Raw genomic sequence first — 16,606 nt, forward strand, 5'->3', positions numbered from 1 at the left:
AATGAAAAAAAAAGTTTTACTTGTTGGAGGATTCCATAAAGCTATTTCATTAACACAGTTACTTTTAAAAAAAGGATATGATGTTACGGTTATTAATAATCAGTATGATAATTGTCGTATTCTTGCTGAAAATGAAAATATAGAAGTTATTTATGGAGATGGGACAAAACCATTTGTTTTAGAAGAGGCTGAAACTGCAACTATGAATATTGTTGTAGCTTTAACACCAAAAGATGCTGATAATTTAGTTATATGTGAATTGGCTAAGAAAAAGTTTCATGTAAAAAAAACAGTATCTTTAGTTGCTGATCCGTTAAAAACAAAATTTTTTTATCAAATGGGAATTGATTCAGTTGTTTGTGCAATAAGTGTGGTTACGGGGATTATAGAACAACAAGCTTTTGTTGATAAAATATCAAAAGTTATAGCAGTCGAAGAAGGGAAGGTTAATCTTATTGAATTAAGAATAACCCCAAATATGTCTGTTTGTCATCAGAAGATAAAAGAGATCAACATTCCTCAAAATACAATTATAGCTTATATTTTAAGAGATGAAAATGGTATCGTTCCACATGGAAATACAATAATTTTACCAAATGATAAATTGATTATGATTTGTGAAACTATAACTCAAGATAAAGTCATAAGGGAGTTGACAGGCAATGAAACGTATTTTAAAAAGTAATAATTATTATGGACAATTTCTTATTTTAATTGGGATGCTATTATTGGTACCCTTAGTAACATTATTATTTTACCCTGAAGATATTTCTTTAAGTTATGCATTTATTATTCCTGCGATGGCAAGCATTTTACTAGGATTAGGGATTTGTTATTGGCATAATCAAAAAAAAGTATCAATGCATTGGCGATCCTCTATTCATGAGGGAAGTTTAACTGTTTTGTATGCCTGGTTTATTGGGATTATATTAGGAGCTTTACCATTTGTAATAAGTAAACAATTAACATTGATTCAAGCATTATTTGAAGCTGTAAGCGGTTGGACAACAACTGGATTATCTATTGTCGATGTGACAAAAATCAATCATCTTTTTCAATTTCATCGTTGTTTTATGCAGTTTTGCGGGGGCTTAGGATTTATTATGATGATTTTATTTTTTGTTCAAGAGAATCAATCAGCAAATTTATATGATGCAGAAGGGCATCCAGATCGCTTAGAGCCACGGTTAATTAATACGGTACATATGATTTTTTCAATTTATTTTATATCACTAATGATAGGAACAATACTCTATCGCATATTTGGTATGAATTGGTTTGATAGTTTATTTCATGCAATGTGTTCATTATCAACAGGAGGATTTTCTACACAAGTTGATAGTATTGGTGCATATCATAGTTTAGCAATTGAATGGGTGACAATTTTATTGATGATCGTAGGAACGACTAATTTTGCAGTTTTATTATTAATGGTTAAAGGGAAATGGAGAAAGGTAAAAAAAGTTAGTGAACTAAGATTATTTGCTTTTTTGATTAGCTTTTTTACAATTATTGTAACAATATCTTTAAGTTATTCTTTATATATGTCAATAGGTGAAAGTTTTAGATCTGCCATTTTTAATGTTGTTTCTGCTTTATCAACAACAGGATATTCAACAACATCATACCAACAATGGCCAGCTTTAGCAGTTCTATCATTAATTATTTTGATGTTAGTTGGAGGCGGTTATGGATCAACTGCAGGTGGAATGAAATTAACTAGAGTCTATATAGCATTAAAGATATTCAAAAAAACGTTTTTTCAAAAAATTTCTTCAAAACGTAGTGTATGTAAGATTTATCATTATCGTGCTCAAGGGAAGACAGAAATTACACCCTCATTAATACAAGATACAGTGAGCTATATTTTGATTTATTTAATATTATTTATTTTAGGAACAGGATTATTATCTTTTTTTGCTAATTGTGATTTACAAAGTGCAATGTTTGAGTTTGCTTCAGCATTGGGAACAGTAGGATTATCTATTGGAATAACCTCACCAACTGCATCAAATATCATTTTAATAATAGAGATGATTGGTATGCTTTTAGGTAGATTAGAAATTTTTGTTGTGTTTATTGGAATACATGCAGGCATTTATAAAGTAAGAGATTTATTTTTCCGTTCAAGGATTCTTCGTTGATGAGTTTTTTAGACTGTGTTAAAATAACCTCAATAGAAAGCAAAGGTGATATAATGCAGAATAGAAAGCATTTGGATAGTTTTATTAAAATGTTTTTTTTATTGATTATAGCCTGTATATTAGGAATGTTTATACAGAGATTGAATAGTTCAGATACGAATATTGTTCTTATATTTTTATTAGCTGTATTTATGACGGCTCGTGTGAGTGAAGGATATGGGTATGGTTTATTGGCATCTATCATAGCAACTTTTTTATTTAATTATTTTTTTACAGCACCGTACTATACGCTATCAGTTTATGATTCAAGATATATCATTACATTTATTGTAATGACAGTAGTTTCAATTATTACAAGTGCTTCAACAACACGTATTCAAAAGGCAACATTAGTAGCGAAGGAAAATGTTTATCATATGACAGTATTGTATCATTTAACAAGTGAACTTTCTGATGTTTTAGATTTAAAATCATTAGTAGAAACAGTTATTAACAGGCTTTCTGATTTTTTTCATTGTTCTATAGGTTTAGCATATTTTAATAATGAGAAGACTGTTGTATTTTATGGTAATCATCAACAGATATCTGAAAAGAAGGATTGGGATGTTTATCGATATCAACAACAGTTAGTTCAAGAGAATGTTTTAAAAGTGAGTGATCAGCAACATGATTATTATGCATTAAAAGGAAGCAATCAGCTTTTAGGAATTTTGATTTTTTCTCAAACTGATATTTTTTTAGATGAAAATAAGCAAAAGGTTTTACTTTCTATGATTGAAAGTATATCTTTAACTTTGAATCGTATTTATGCTGTTAATGAACAATTACGTTTAAAAGAAGTGACAGTAAAAGAAAGATATCGTGGTAATTTATTGCGAGCTATTTCACATGATCTGAGAACACCTTTATCAGGAATTATAGGAACCTCAGAAATGATTATGGGAATAAATTCAGAAAATAAGGAGACTTATAATTTAGCAAAAGGTATTTATGAAGAAGCAGATTGGTTGTCTTTGCTAGTAGAAAATATTTTAAGTTTGACAAAGGTTCAGGAAGGAAAATTAGAAATTCATAAACAACTAGAAGCTATTGAAGAAGTTATTGGAAGTGCAGTGCATCATGTGTCAAAAAATGATAAAAATTATGAAATTAATGTTCATGTTCCTGATAAGGTGTTAATGGTGCCTCTTGATGCGCAACTAATTCAACAAGTTATGATCAACTTATTAGATAATGCTATGAAAAATACGCAAAATATAAAGCAGATTGATATTTCTGCTTTTAGAAAAGATGATTTAGCATATGTAATCATAGAAGATTACGGCAAAGGATTTGAACAGAATTTAGAAAAAATATTTGAAATGTTTTATACTTATAATGGAACTAGCCATATTGATGGATATAAAGGAGTAGGTTTGGGATTAACGATCTGTAAAGCAATTGTTGAAGCTCATGGAGGAACGATTGAAGCTAAAAATTGTCAAACACATCAGGGCGCGCAATTTATGATATGTTTGCCTTTAAAGGAGATTATATGAGTCAAAAAATATTAGTTGTAGAAGATGATACACAAATTAGAAAATTTATTTGCTATTGTTTAGAAAATCAAAGATATGATTATTTAACCTCAGCCAATGGGAAAGATGCTATTCATAAAATCATAAATGAACATATTGACTTGATTTTATTAGATTTGGGATTACCAGATATGGATGGAGTAGAATTGATTCAAAAAGTCAGAACATTTTCTGAAATTCCAATTGTTGTTGTTTCTGCTAGAGATAGTGATAAAGAAAAAGCGTATGTTTTAGAATTAGGGGCAGATGATTATTTAACTAAACCTTTTTCTGCTACTGAGTTAATAGCTAGAATCAAGGTGGCTTTTCGACATTTTTATCGTTTTGATCAAAGAAGGACGCAAACATATTATAAAGTTAAAGATTTAGCGATTGATTTAGATAAGCGATTGGTTTATTTGTATGGTCAAAAGCTTCATGTAACGCCCTTAGAATATCAATTACTGTCTTTATTTTTCAAAAATATGGGGAAAGTATTAACAACACATTATATTATTGAACAAATTTACGGAACTGGCTATGGTCATGACACACAAGCATTAAGAGCGTTAATGGCTGGATTAAGAAGAAAAATAGAAAAAAATCCAGCTACTCCACAGTATATTTTAACAGAAATCGGAGTAGGTTATCGCATGATAGAAGATGAAGATTAATTTTCATCTTTTTTTAATATCATCTATAGTTTTATTAATCCTAATTTAATTTATGAGCATTTATACTAAAGGTGTCGAATAAAATAAGGAGGACATAAAATGAAAAAGATGTTATTAGCACTAATAACAAGTACTTTGTTATTAGTGGGATGTGGTTCAAACAACAAGACCGCGTTAAATGAAAAAAATCAATTTATTGTTGGAATGGAATGTGGATATGCACCATTTAATTGGCAAACATCGTTAAAAAGTGATTATACAGTATCTTTAGGGGGTGCTGGATATGCTGATGGTTATGATGTTTTAATAGCTAAGAAAATTGCTGATAGTTTAGGCAAAGAACTGGTTATTAAGAAAATATCTTGGGATGGACTCATTTTAGCATTGGATTCAGGTGAAATTGATGCTGTGATTGCTGGAATGACAGCTAACGAAGCAAGAGAAGAAGGAGCGGATTTTACAACACCATATTATGATAGTAAAGGTATGATCATGATTGTTCGTAAAAATAGTGAAGAGGCTAAGTTTAAAAATATTCAACAATTTACTGGAAAGAAAGTTATTGGTCAAAAGGGAACGAATTATGATGACGTGATTGATCAAATTAAAGGTGTTTGGCATGTTACCCCCAAATCAACTTATCCAGAAATGGTCGTAGCTTTACAACAGGGTGATGTTGATGGTATTACTGCAGAGATAGCTGTAGCTGAAGGAATTTTAGCAGCGCATGATGACTTGACTGTTGTTGAATTTGATAAAGAAAAAGGTTTTAAAGCAGATACAACAGTATCTATCGCTTTAAAAGAAGGGACTAGAAATAGTGAGTTCTTTCAATCGGTACAAGATGCATTAGATAAAATTTCTACTGATGAAAGAAAACAAATGATGCAAGAAGCGGTTGAAAGGCAATCTTTAGGTAATGAAAAATGAGTGTTGATTTTACGAAAGCATGGGAAATTTTAGTTAGAAATTTTTCTCAGTTTCAATATGGTATTGAAATTACTGTAATCTATGCAATTGTTGGAACTGTCACAGGGCTATTGATCGGACTGTTAATTGGGGCTATACGTGTTATAGAAATTGATGAGTACGATAATACCGGTGTTAAAGTCTTAAAAAAATTTTTAAAAGTTTTAACTGATTTTTATCTTTGGGTATTTCGTGGCACACCAATGCTTGTCCAAGCTATGTTTTTATATTATTTACTAAAACCAATTTTAGGTTGGACGGGATTAACAGCAGGTTTAGTTATTATTTCAGTGAATACAGGTGCTTATATGGCAGAAATTATTAGATCTGGTATCCAATCTATTGATATTGGTCAGAGTGAAGCTGCTAAAAGTATTGGGCTGTCAACGCCTCAGACCTTTAAGAAAATTATTCTTCCTCAAGCTATAAAAAATTCATTTCCTTCAATAGGAAACCAATTGATTATTAATATAAAAGATAGTTCGATGTTAAATGTTATTAGTGTAACAGAACTATATTTTCAATCTACATCAGTTGCTGGTTCAACTTATCAATATACCGAAACATTTTTTGTAGCTATGCTTATTTATCTGTTTTTAACTACAATAGCTTCATTAATTATGAATTATTTTGAAAAAAGAATGTATAAAGGATACATATGGGAGGGTCATTAATGGATGATAAGATTATTGAAGTGGATCATTTAAAAAAATTTTTTGGACACCAAGAAGTATTAAAAGATATAACATTTGATGTTTGTAAAGGAGAGGTTATTAGTATTTTGGGATCAAGCGGATCAGGGAAAAGTACATTGTTAAGATGCATTAATTTATTAGAAAGGCCTGATAATGGGAAAATTATTTATAAAGGAGAGAATATTGATATACGAAAATGTGATATCAATAAATATCGTGCAAATGTTGGAATGGTATTTCAAAGTTTCAATCTTTTCAATAATTTAACAGTTTTAGAAAATTGTATGCTTGGGCAACGAGAAGTTTTAAAAAAGAGTAAAGATGAAGCTTATGATATAGCTATTAAATATCTTAAAAAAGTAAGGATGGAAAAGTTTAAAAATAAGATGAGTTTGCAATTATCTGGAGGGCAAAAACAACGTGTTGCAATTGCAAGGACATTATGTATGCATCCTGATGTCATTTTATTTGATGAACCAACAAGTGCGTTAGATCCAGAAATGGTTGATGATATATTAGATATTATTAGAGAATTAGCTGAAGAAGGATTAACTATGGTTATAGTGACACATGAAATGTCTTTTGCAAGAGAAGTTTCAACACGAATTGTTTTTATGGATAAAGGGATTATTTTAGAAGAAGGTACTCCTAAACAGATTTTTGAATATCCGCAGCATGAAAGGATTAAAAATTTTTTACATCTCAAATTAAAAAATTAATAAAAATGAAAAGAGGAAAAGATCATGGCAGTATTAATAGCTATTATTGGAATAGTTGCGATTATTTTTCTATTATATTATCTTTATCATATAATGAAAGACAAATAGAAGAAATGGTATAAAGATTAGATTAGATTTGAAATATTTTTCTTATTTCAAGATCGATTAAAAATAGACTATCTTAAATAAATCAATATTTTCTTTGTAAAAATTTAGATATTATGTTTTAAAATTGTTATATTAAAAGGAACATGATTACAGTAAAATCAATTTAATAAATCTCTTGTTTTTTAACTAAGGGTAATAGATTTCATATTTTTAAATGAAGCGTTACTTATTTCTTTTATTTTATGCCAATCATGAATATTACTGTTATCTGCTACAGCCCATACTATAAAACCAGCTTTTTTTGCTGAATAAATAGCATGCAAAGCATCTTCAATCACAATACATTCATTAACACTCAAATCGAGTGATTGAGCTGCAAATTGATAAATGGTACTATTCTGCTTAGTTAATTTTGTATCGTCACAAGTAATAATATTATCAAAATAGTGCAATAGATTATTTTTTTCTAAAATTTTAATTGTTAAATCTCGACCGTTAGCAGTTAATAAACATAATTTTTTCTTTGCAGCAGCACAGTTTTTAATAAAATCTTTTGCACCAGGTTTTAACACGGCTTTATTTAAATACTCATATTCTAAAATTTTTGATAGTTTATTTTGAAGTTCAAATATTGTATCAGATAATTGATATTTTTCTTTTATGTATTTTAATGCATCATCTATGGATAATGGTGCTAATGTATTTTTAAGTTTGTTATCAATAGTAATGCCTTTTTTTTGTAATAGCATAGCTACGATATTATCCCAAATAAACATAGAATCAAGGATGGTACCATCCATATCAACAATATATCCTTTAATCATCATTAAATTCTCCTTTTTATAGCAATAGTTTTCATTATAATAACTTTAGAAAATATTATAGATCATTATACTTAAAACAGCAATTAAATGATTTTTAGTTAATTTGGTAATGCATAATGTCATTAAATTAAAAATATATAAGTTTATTTTTTGGTAATAATTATAATAGAATTTCTATTTTGAAAATGATTTTTAGGATAGAAAATTTATCTTAGGATAATATTATGTTAAGTAATTGCATTAAAATGTGTGATAGAGTATAATTAATAAGGTTTGTGAAGAATTTAGAATGGAGCGATGGAATGAAAAAAAGTTATGACGTTGTGGTAGTTGGAGCAGGGCCGGCAGGAATTATGGCATGTTATGAATTATATTTGAAACAGCCAAAATTAAATGTGTTGCTTATAGATAAAGGACAGGATGTTATGAATCGTCACTGTCCAATTAAAGAAAAGAAAATTAAATCTTGTCCAATTATTAAGGATAATGAGCCTGGATGTTTACCAGCTTGTTCAATTACAGCAGGATTTGGTGGTGCTGGAGCATATTCAGATGGGAAATTTAATATTACAAGTGAATTTGGCGGCTGGTTGACAGATTATCTTTCAACTGATGAAGTTGAAGAGGTAATAAATTATGTCGATAATTTATACCTAAAACATGGAGCTACAAAAGATATAACAGATCCAACAACAGATAAAGTGAAAGAAATAGAACATCGCGGTTATGCAGTTGGGTTAAAATTATTAAGAGCTAAAGTAAGACATTTAGGAACCGAAGAAAATCTTCGTATTATGACAGAAATGTCGAATGAATTAAAACAGCATATTGATATATTGTTTAAAACAGCAGTAAAAGGAGTAGTGGTAAATAACAATCATGCAACTGGTGTCGTTTTAGAAAATGAGAATATTATTAATGCTAAAAAAATTGTTTTAGCTCCAGGACGTGATGGCTCAGCTTGGTTAACAAAAGTATTAAAACAACATAATATTGAATTATATAATAATCAGGTTGATATAGGGGTACGAGTCGAAACTAGTAATATTGTAATGGAAGAAATCAATAATAATTTATATGAAGGAAAATTTATTTATAATACAACTGTAGGAACTAGAGTGAGAACTTTTTGTTCAAATCCATCTGGACATGTTGTAATCGAAAACCATAGTGGAACAATGTTAGCAAATGGACATGCTTATCATGATCCTAAACTTGGTAGTAAAAATACAAATTTTGCATTACTAGTATCACATACTTTTAGTGAACCATTTAATCAACCTAATGAATTTGCTCATGAAGTAAGCCGGTTGGCTAATAAATTATCTAATGGCAGTGTTATTGTTCAAAGGTATGGTGATATTAAAAGAGGACGGCGAACAACATATAAAAGATTAAAAGAAGGATATACAATACCAACTTTATCTGAAGCAGTACCTGGTGATTTAGGATTAGTATTGCCATACAATACGATGAAATCAATTATAGAAATGATAGAGGCTTTAGATACTGTAACTCCAGGAATTGCTAATGAGCATACCTTATTATATGGGGTTGAAGCAAAATTTTATTCTGCTCGTCCTAAGGTAAGAAAAGGTTTTGAATGTGAAATTGATGATTTGTATGTAGCTGGTGATGGTGCCGGATTGACTAGAGGATTAGCTCAGGCTGGAGCTAATGGAATTATTGTTGCGCGTCATATTATTGAACAACTTGAAAAGTAATAAAGATCCTGTTTGATACAGGATTTTTATATACAAAAGTTTATAATTTATTTTGGCAAACAGCGTATGTTTATGAGATAATAGATATATAAATAATTATACTATTTGTATTAAATATTATATGGGAAAGGAAGATATTATGAGAAAAATTAGTATGATTTTAGTATGTCTAGGTTTATGTCTAGGGTTATTTGGTTGTAGTAATGATAGTGGCAAAGACACATCTAAAAAAACGGAGGAAAAAGAATTTATTACAGAGAACCAATTAGATAGCTTGTATTCAAATCCTGATAAATTTAAGGGGAAATATGTAACGTTAACAGGACAGGTATTTGGAAGTCCAGAAAGTGAAGACGATACAACGGTATTTCAAATGATGGGAGATCCAGAAGAATATGAAAAGAATACAGTTATACACTGTAAGAAGTCATTAGCAAAAGATTTAAAATCAGATAGTTATGTGGTTGTAACCGGTCTTATTAAAGGAACTTTTGAAGGTACGAATGCTTTTGGTGAATCAATAACAGCACCACAAATAGAAGCTGAGAAAATTGAAATTAGTAGTTATATTGATGTAGTTTCTCCAACTTTAAAATCTGTAGAGGTCAATGATGTTAGAACATCTAATGGGGTTACAGTAACTTTACAAAAAGTAGAATTTTCACCAATTGAAGCAAGAGTATATATATCAGTTGATAACCAATCAGCTAATGAATATAGTTTTTATTCATATAGTACAAAAGCAGTTCAAAATAATAAACAATTTGAATATGAATCAAATTATTATGCAGATTATCCTGAACTAAACAGTGACATTTTACCAGGTGTTAAAACTGAGGGGATACTTGTGTATAACGGATTAGAACAAGCCGATTTTCAATTAATATGTAAAGGACAAAGTAACGATTATTCTCTTGATGGAGATACATTTACTTTTGATATAACAGTTAATTAAGCATTATATAGGCTATTTTATTAGGTAGCCTATTTTTAATTGTTGACAGATTATTGAAAGTTAAGTATACTTATATCATACTAACAAAGTAGGAAAAGGTGATAATATGAGCTTTGAATTAGAAAAACAGCTTAGAAATAATTTTAGAAATGGACGAATGTATTGTTGTTTTAAATTTATAAAATATTATGCATAAACATAAAGAAAAGGGGAAATAAAAATGAGCAAAAATAATTTAAGATTTGAAACAAAACAATTACATGTAGGACAAGAGACAACGGATTCTACAGGAGCAAGAGCTGTACCGATTTATCAAACTGCAGCTTATGTATTTGATAACTGTGATCACGCTGCAGCACGATTTGGATTAAGTGATGCTGGTAATATTTATGGACGATTAACGAATCCAACCGAAGATGTTTTTGAACAAAGAATAGCTGCGTTAGAAGGTGGGGTAGCAGCTTTGGCATTAGCATCTGGAGCAGCGGCTGTAACATATGCAATAGAAAGTATTACTCGTGCAGGTGATCATATCGTGGCGGCTAAACAGATATATGGAGGAACATATAATTTATTAGCGCATACTTTAACAAATTATGGAGTTAATACAACTTTTGTTGATGGAGATGATCCTGAGAATTTTAAAAAAGCCTTGCAAGAAAATACTAAAGCAATTTTTATTGAATCATTAGGTAATCCTAATTCAAGCTTGATTGATGTTGAGGCGATTAGTAAAATTGCCCATGATTTTAAAATACCATTAATCATTGATAATACATTTGGAACACCGTACTTATTTAGACCTATTGAATATGATGCAGATATTGTAGTTCATTCTGCAACTAAGTTTATTGGCGGGCATGGTACAACCCTAGGTGGAATTATTGTGGATTCCGGTAAATTTGATTGGGAAGCATCAGGTAAATTTCCACAGCTTACACAACCAGATCCAAGTTATCATGGTGTGGTTTTTACAAAAGCTGTTGGAGCAGCAGCTTTTGTGACAAGAATTAGAGCTGTGTTATTAAGAGATACAGGGGCTACTCTTTCTCCATTTAACGCTTTTCTACTATTGCAAGGTTTAGAGACATTATCATTAAGAGTTGAAAGACATGTAGAAAATGCTTTGAAAGTTGTTGATTATTTAAGTAAACATCCAAAAGTTGCTAAAGTAAATCACCCATCATTAAGTACTAGTCCTTATCATGATTTATACCAAAAGTATTTTCCTAAAGGTGCAGGATCAATTTTCACATTTGAAATTGCCGGTGATGAAAATGATGCTAAGAAATTTATTGATAATTTAGAAATATTTTCATTGTTAGCTAATGTTGCCGATGCTAAATCACTAGTAATTCATCCTGCTTCAACAACACATTCACAGATGAATGAAGCCGAGTTGGCTGATTCAGGAATTAAGCCAACGACAATTCGTTTATCAATTGGTTTAGAACATATTGATGATTTATTAGAAGATATTGAAAATGCTTTTAAGTATGTTTAAAAAATTGATAATTAATAACAAGCTATCCCTAAGGATAGCTTTTAAATTATAATTATATTGAGGTGATTTTGATGAGTGAATTTACAAAAATACCATATGTTAGAAAAGCCACAAAGGCATCTTTAAAGCTGATTGGTTATAAAACATTGGATTCATTAAAAGGAGCTGATTCAGAACAAATGTATCAAAAAGAGTGTGAAATCAGGGGTGTACATGTTGATCGGTGTCAGTTATATATGTATCGCATGATTGTATATTATGCTAATACAAAAAATCCTGATTCTAAAGAATTAAAATGGTGGTATTGGAAAGATTGATATTGACAAGATTGGTTTGATAAGTTAAGATTACAACGATGAATAAAGGCGATGAATAGAGGAGTAATTATATTTTATGCATTAAAGAGAGTCTCGGTTGGTGAAAAGAGATATGATGAGTATAATGAAAAAAGACTAGGAGCTGTATCTAGGATTAAGAATGATTAGATAACGTGAGCCACGTTACAGGCAAAGCTATTAGATGATAGCTATTGAGGTTAATAAGGTGACTTATTAATGAATTAGGGTGGTACCACGATGACTTTCGTCCCTTAGGGATGAGAGTTTTTTATATTTTAGGAGGTAAAAATGGAAGAAAGAAAATTTAGTGAACAAGAATTGGTTCGTCGTGAAAAATTACAAGAATTAATTGATAAAGGAATTGATCCTTTTGGACAAAGATTTGATGTTACTGCGTATTCTAAAGAAGTTAAAGAAAAATATGGTGATAAAACTCATGAAGAGTTAGAAGAAATGGCAGTTGAAGTAAAAATTGCTGGAAGAATTATGACAAAACGTCGTAAAGGGAAAGTGTGTTTTATGCATATTCAAGACCGTGATGGTCAGATTCAATTATATGTTCGTAAAGATGTAGTTGGTGAAGATATCTATGAAATTATTAAAAAAGGTGATATTGGAGATATTATAGGTGTTAGAGGAACAGTCTTTATGACAAATACCGGAGAATGTTCAGTTAAGGTAGAAGAATATACACATTTAACTAAAGCATTACGACCATTACCAGAAAAATATCATGGGTTAAGTGATGTTGAAGAACGTTATAGAAGAAGATATGTTGATCTAATTATGAATGAAGAAGCGCGTAAGATTGCTTTTGCAAGACCTAAAATAATTCGTTCTATTCAACATTATTTAGATAATAAAGGATATGTTGAAGTAGAAACACCTGTATTAAATCCAATTTTAGGAGGAGCAAGCGCAAGACCATTTATTACTCATCATAATACATTAGATATGAATTTTTATTTGCGTATTGCAACAGAGTTGTCTTTAAAAAGATTAATTGTTGGTGGAATGGATGCAGTTTATGAAATTGGGCGTTTATTTAGAAATGAAGGAATGGACAGAACACATAATCCTGAATTTACAACAATTGAGGTTTATAAAGCATTTAGTGATTTAGAAGGGATGATGGATTTAACAGAAGGGATAATTTCTAATGCTGCTATGGAAGTATGTGGAACTTATGATCTTGAATATAGAGGTAATAAAATTTCTTTAGCGCCAGGATTTAAGCGTATTTCAATGACTGATGCAATTAAAGAAAAAACAGGAATTGATTTTGCAGAAGATATGAGTTTTGATGATGCTAAGAAATTAGCTGAAGAGCATCATATCGAAATTGAACCACATTTTGGATATGGACATATTATTAATGAATTTTTTGAAAAGTATGTTGAAGAAACAATTATTGAACCTACTTTTGTGTATGGACATCCAATCGAAATTTCACCACTAGCAAAGAAAAATCTAGAAGACCCTAGATTTACACAACGTTTTGAATTATTTATTTGTGGTAATGAATATGCTAATGCATTTACTGAATTAAATGATCCAATTGATCAATATGAAAGATTTGCAAATCAATTAAAAGAAAAAGAATTAGGAAATGATGAAGCAAATGAAATGGATTTAGATTATGTAGAAGCATTGGAATATGGATTACCTCCAACAGGTGGTATGGGAATGGGTATTGATCGACTTGTAATGTTACTTACAGGTCAAGAATCTATTCAAGAAGTTATCTTGTTTCCACAAATGAAACAACGTAATAAATAGTGATAAAATCAATATAATTTTGATTTTAAACTTAAATGAATAGTTAAAATAGGAGCATAGTTTTTTCAATCGCGAAGTTGTATTTCATAACTTTGTGGTTGTTAGAAGATTATGCTTTTTTGTTTGGTCTAAATTATTTAATTTAAAAGTGGCATACACGAGTATGAATAATAGAAGTATATGTGAAGGTTCTATAATGTTATAATGATATTCTAGAAGTCACAAAAATGTTTTTAATAAATTACAATATAAACAATAAATCAAATATGCCAGATGATTTATTAATAAAGAACTATATGAAAAATGTAAATGCATATGCAAAACCGAATATTGAAATGATACTTAACATAATTGTAAATCATAACAATAAAATACCATATGATAAAAATGCTTTGTCAAAAGAACATATAATGCCACAAACTCCAAATAAGTATTGGAAAGAAGTGACAAATAATATTTCCGAAGAAGAATATTCATACTATGTTAATTTATTAGGAAATTTAACAATTGTTTCTTCTAAAGATAATTCATCTATGGGAAATAAAGATTTCGAAACAAAAAAAGATTATTTGTCAAAAACTAAACATATTAAAATGAATGAATCTATTTTAAATAAGAAGGAATGGAATATTGAATCAATTGAGCATAGAACAAATGAATTGATTAATATAGTATATCCATATACAAAAAGTAAAATGAAATTGGGGAAGCGAATGGATATATATTTGAGTAAATCCGGTATTGAAGCATGGGGTTATATTAATGAAAATTTTACTGTAGAAATTGACGCAGGATCGAAAATAAAAATAAAACGTGGTAGTGAAAATGTTTTGGATGATTTATTTTCTAGTTTATATGCATCTGGTGTTATTGATGAAAATGAGAATCAATTTTATTTTGCAAAAGATTATACCTTTAAAGATATTCGAGAAGCAACAAGTATAATTTATCCTCAAATAGAAGAACCTGAAAAGGTATGGAAAGATGCTTTTGGTGTAACTATAAAAGAAGAAATTTTAAACTTAGATAATGATTAATTAAGGATATTATAGTTATAATTAGCATATATTCTAAAATGTAAAATGAAATCTTATAACTATATAATATTATGAAAAAAATCTAATTTAATTGTGTACTATAGATAAAAATAGGTGCTGTTATTAATCAAAACATAGAGTAAAATAAAAAAAATTTAAAATTCATAATGTGATGGATTGTTTTTGATAAAAAAATATAATAAACAGTAATTAAATAAGTTGTAAAATTTTGATAATTGCGTATAATATAAGTGAAAAGGAACTACCGATAAGCGGTTGTTCCAATGAAAAAGTTATGTGAAAATAACCGTGTCAGTGGAATGGGCGGTTATTTTCTTTTGGAAATCTTTATAATTAAAGAGATTAATGCTATAAGCATTATAACAAATTGGAATAAACCCTCATATGTTACCATAAGCATCTCCAGCAGCCTTTTATTTCTCATAAAGAGATTACTGTTTGAAGACGCTGCCATTTCTTCAAAAGACTAAGAAATGGAACAACCGCCTACCATTTATTGATAGTTCTAATTGAGATTATATCATAGTAAAAGATATTAATATACAAAAATTGACAAGAAATTTATATCTTATTTCATCCAAATTTTAATAAGTCTGTAGAAGGGTTTTTAGAGAGAAATGAAAATAGAGAGATTGTTATTAATTATAATATACTTGCTTAATCATAAAAGAGTTAGTGCTAAAATTTTATCAAATCAATTTGATGTTTCAGTTCGTACAATTCAAAGAGATATTGATACATTAACTCTTGCAGGATTTCCTATTATTTCGTTTGTTGGAATAGACGGTGGATATGAAATTGACGAACAATATAAAATGCATATACAACTAGCTGATGATCAAGATTATGAAATAATATTATTAGCTTTAAAGGGTTTTAATAGTGCATTTGAAAATAAAAAAATAGAAAAAGCTTTAAATAAAGTTAACTTGTTAAGTCATGCTTCTCAAGAACATATTATATTAGATTTTAGTGTTCTTAAGGAAAAAGAGATAATTAACAAGAACTTGCTATTATTGGAAAAATTAATATTGAATCAAAGTGTTGTTGAGTTTGATTATACAAATTCAAAAAATGAATTTTCACAAAAGAAAGTTGATCCTATTGCGATTATTTATAAATGGTATTCATGGTATCTTGTTGGTTTTGATAGAGATAAAGAAGATTATAGATATTATAAAATTATAAGAATGGATAGCATCAAAAAAGCATCAGGTTTTAACAATCATTATCATCAAGATATTTATCAAATCATGAAAAATGAAATGAATGATCAAAGAGAATATTGTGATATAGAAATATTATGTAAGAAAAATAGTCGTATTAAAGCAGTTGAATATCTCAATGCAAAATTAATTTCAATCAAAGATAATGGTGATTATGTTTTATCTTTACATCTTCCTAAAGATGAAGAATTATGGAAAGGAACACTATTATCTTTTGGCAATGAAATAGTTATTTTAAAACCTTTGGAAGTCAAGGAAGAATTAAATAAAAGAGCACAGAAATTTTTACACAGTAATTATGACATATAGGTGTCATAGTTACTGTTTTATTAT

The 16,606-nt window shown here is 29.1% G+C and carries 15 protein-coding genes and 1 other annotated feature; of the genes, 14 read left to right on the forward strand and 1 reads right to left on the reverse strand.

The features are described 5' to 3' along the window. The first annotated feature begins 1 nt into the window (after position 1). From BR82_RS0102600 to BR82_RS0102630, 7 genes are all read left to right on the forward strand, one after another. Positions 2 to 685, forward strand: a complete 684-nt coding sequence (locus BR82_RS0102600) for a potassium channel family protein (RefSeq protein ID WP_027088901.1) — start codon at positions 2 to 4, stop codon at positions 683 to 685. Further along, on the forward strand, positions 663 to 2,144 hold the full coding sequence (locus tag BR82_RS0102605; RefSeq protein WP_027088902.1) for a TrkH family potassium uptake protein: 1,482 nt from the start codon (positions 663 to 665) through the stop codon (positions 2,142 to 2,144). The genes BR82_RS0102600 and BR82_RS0102605 overlap by 23 nt, the downstream gene beginning before the upstream one ends. Before the next feature lie 53 nt (positions 2,145 to 2,197). Then, positions 2,198 to 3,682, forward strand: a complete 1,485-nt coding sequence (locus BR82_RS0102610; protein WP_034864005.1) for a DUF4118 domain-containing protein — start codon at positions 2,198 to 2,200, stop codon at positions 3,680 to 3,682. Beyond that, the gene (locus BR82_RS0102615; RefSeq protein WP_027088904.1) at positions 3,679 to 4,374 is read left to right on the forward strand and encodes a response regulator; all 696 of its coding nucleotides are present in this window, start codon (positions 3,679 to 3,681) and stop codon (positions 4,372 to 4,374) included. The genes BR82_RS0102610 and BR82_RS0102615 overlap by 4 nt, the downstream gene beginning before the upstream one ends. A gap of 99 nt (positions 4,375 to 4,473) precedes the next feature. Next, entirely contained in the window at positions 4,474 to 5,304 is an 831-nt protein-coding gene (locus BR82_RS0102620) for a transporter substrate-binding domain-containing protein (RefSeq protein WP_027088905.1), read from the forward strand. Beyond that, positions 5,301 to 6,017, forward strand: coding sequence for an amino acid ABC transporter permease (locus BR82_RS0102625; protein WP_027088906.1), 717 nt, complete (start codon positions 5,301 to 5,303; stop codon positions 6,015 to 6,017). The genes BR82_RS0102620 and BR82_RS0102625 overlap by 4 nt, the downstream gene beginning before the upstream one ends. Next, positions 6,017 to 6,757: an amino acid ABC transporter ATP-binding protein gene (locus BR82_RS0102630; RefSeq protein ID WP_027088907.1), complete on the forward strand. Its 741-nt coding sequence runs from the start codon at positions 6,017 to 6,019 to the stop codon at positions 6,755 to 6,757. The genes BR82_RS0102625 and BR82_RS0102630 overlap by 1 nt, the downstream gene beginning before the upstream one ends. A gap of 290 nt (positions 6,758 to 7,047) precedes the next feature. Here the strand turns inward: BR82_RS0102630 and BR82_RS0102640 are convergent, their stop codons facing one another. Beyond that, positions 7,048 to 7,689 (reverse strand): HAD family hydrolase, encoded by a 642-nt coding sequence (locus BR82_RS0102640; protein WP_027088908.1) that lies wholly within the window; start codon positions 7,687 to 7,689, stop codon positions 7,048 to 7,050. Between the two features lie 302 nt (positions 7,690 to 7,991). On the opposite strand from BR82_RS0102640, the gene BR82_RS0102645 reads away from it, so the two are divergent. From BR82_RS0102645 to BR82_RS0102675, 7 genes are all read left to right on the forward strand, one after another. Then, positions 7,992 to 9,413, forward strand: coding sequence for an NAD(P)/FAD-dependent oxidoreductase (locus BR82_RS0102645; protein WP_027088909.1), 1,422 nt, complete (start codon positions 7,992 to 7,994; stop codon positions 9,411 to 9,413). A 139-nt stretch (positions 9,414 to 9,552) separates the two neighbouring features. Beyond that, positions 9,553 to 10,368 carry a hypothetical protein gene (locus tag BR82_RS15045; protein ID WP_051592722.1) on the forward strand — a complete coding sequence of 272 codons (816 nt, stop codon included), beginning with the start codon at positions 9,553 to 9,555 and terminating at the stop codon, positions 10,366 to 10,368. Between the two features lie 220 nt (positions 10,369 to 10,588). Beyond that, positions 10,589 to 11,872, forward strand: coding sequence for an O-acetylhomoserine aminocarboxypropyltransferase/cysteine synthase family protein (locus tag BR82_RS0102655; protein ID WP_027088910.1), 1,284 nt, complete (start codon positions 10,589 to 10,591; stop codon positions 11,870 to 11,872). A gap of 71 nt (positions 11,873 to 11,943) precedes the next feature. Further along, positions 11,944 to 12,189 (forward strand): helix-hairpin-helix domain-containing protein, encoded by a 246-nt coding sequence (locus tag BR82_RS0102660; RefSeq protein ID WP_027088911.1) that lies wholly within the window; start codon positions 11,944 to 11,946, stop codon positions 12,187 to 12,189. Positions 12,190 to 12,231: 42 nt separating this feature from the next. Next, positions 12,232 to 12,465 (forward strand) — a binding site (T-box leader). A gap of 33 nt (positions 12,466 to 12,498) precedes the next feature. Next, positions 12,499 to 13,989 carry a lysine--tRNA ligase gene (lysS, locus tag BR82_RS0102665; RefSeq protein ID WP_027088912.1) on the forward strand — a complete coding sequence of 497 codons (1,491 nt, stop codon included), beginning with the start codon at positions 12,499 to 12,501 and terminating at the stop codon, positions 13,987 to 13,989. Between the two features lie 227 nt (positions 13,990 to 14,216). Beyond that, entirely contained in the window at positions 14,217 to 15,026 is an 810-nt protein-coding gene (locus tag BR82_RS0102670) for an HNH endonuclease family protein (protein ID WP_027088913.1), read from the forward strand. Between the two features lie 638 nt (positions 15,027 to 15,664). Next, positions 15,665 to 16,582, forward strand: coding sequence for a helix-turn-helix transcriptional regulator (locus BR82_RS0102675; RefSeq protein ID WP_027088914.1), 918 nt, complete (start codon positions 15,665 to 15,667; stop codon positions 16,580 to 16,582). Positions 16,583 to 16,606 lie beyond the last annotated feature (24 nt).

The organism is Thomasclavelia saccharogumia DSM 17460 (assembly GCF_000686665.1).
GTDB classification, from domain to species: Bacteria; Bacillota_I; Bacilli_A; order Erysipelotrichales; family Coprobacillaceae; genus Thomasclavelia; species Thomasclavelia saccharogumia.

What these genes read in the sequence shown, in the direction of transcription:
- BR82_RS0102615 (WP_027088904.1), top strand. Translation starts at nt 3,679, where the DNA reads ATGAGTCAAAAAATATTAGTTGTAGAAGATGATACACAAATTAGAAAA.
- BR82_RS0102620 (WP_027088905.1), top strand. Translation starts at nt 4,474, where the DNA reads ATGAAAAAGATGTTATTAGCACTAATAACAAGTACTTTGTTATTAGTG.
- BR82_RS15045 (WP_051592722.1), top strand. Translation starts at nt 9,553, where the DNA reads ATGAGAAAAATTAGTATGATTTTAGTATGTCTAGGTTTATGTCTAGGG.
- BR82_RS0102640 (WP_027088908.1), bottom strand. Translation starts at nt 7,689, where the DNA reads ATGATTAAAGGATATATTGTTGATATGGATGGTACCATCCTTGATTCT.
- BR82_RS0102630 (WP_027088907.1), top strand. Translation starts at nt 6,017, where the DNA reads ATGGATGATAAGATTATTGAAGTGGATCATTTAAAAAAATTTTTTGGA.
- BR82_RS0102655 (WP_027088910.1), top strand. Translation starts at nt 10,589, where the DNA reads ATGAGCAAAAATAATTTAAGATTTGAAACAAAACAATTACATGTAGGA.
- BR82_RS0102645 (WP_027088909.1), top strand. Translation starts at nt 7,992, where the DNA reads ATGAAAAAAAGTTATGACGTTGTGGTAGTTGGAGCAGGGCCGGCAGGA.
- BR82_RS0102610 (WP_034864005.1), top strand. Translation starts at nt 2,198, where the DNA reads ATGCAGAATAGAAAGCATTTGGATAGTTTTATTAAAATGTTTTTTTTA.
- BR82_RS0102600 (WP_027088901.1), top strand. Translation starts at nt 2, where the DNA reads ATGAAAAAAAAAGTTTTACTTGTTGGAGGATTCCATAAAGCTATTTCA.
- BR82_RS0102675 (WP_027088914.1), top strand. Translation starts at nt 15,665, where the DNA reads ATGAAAATAGAGAGATTGTTATTAATTATAATATACTTGCTTAATCAT.
- BR82_RS0102625 (WP_027088906.1), top strand. Translation starts at nt 5,301, where the DNA reads ATGAGTGTTGATTTTACGAAAGCATGGGAAATTTTAGTTAGAAATTTT.
- BR82_RS0102660 (WP_027088911.1), top strand. Translation starts at nt 11,944, where the DNA reads ATGAGTGAATTTACAAAAATACCATATGTTAGAAAAGCCACAAAGGCA.
- BR82_RS0102605 (WP_027088902.1), top strand. Translation starts at nt 663, where the DNA reads ATGAAACGTATTTTAAAAAGTAATAATTATTATGGACAATTTCTTATT.
- lysS (WP_027088912.1), top strand. Translation starts at nt 12,499, where the DNA reads ATGGAAGAAAGAAAATTTAGTGAACAAGAATTGGTTCGTCGTGAAAAA.
- BR82_RS0102670 (WP_027088913.1), top strand. Translation starts at nt 14,217, where the DNA reads ATGTTTTTAATAAATTACAATATAAACAATAAATCAAATATGCCAGAT.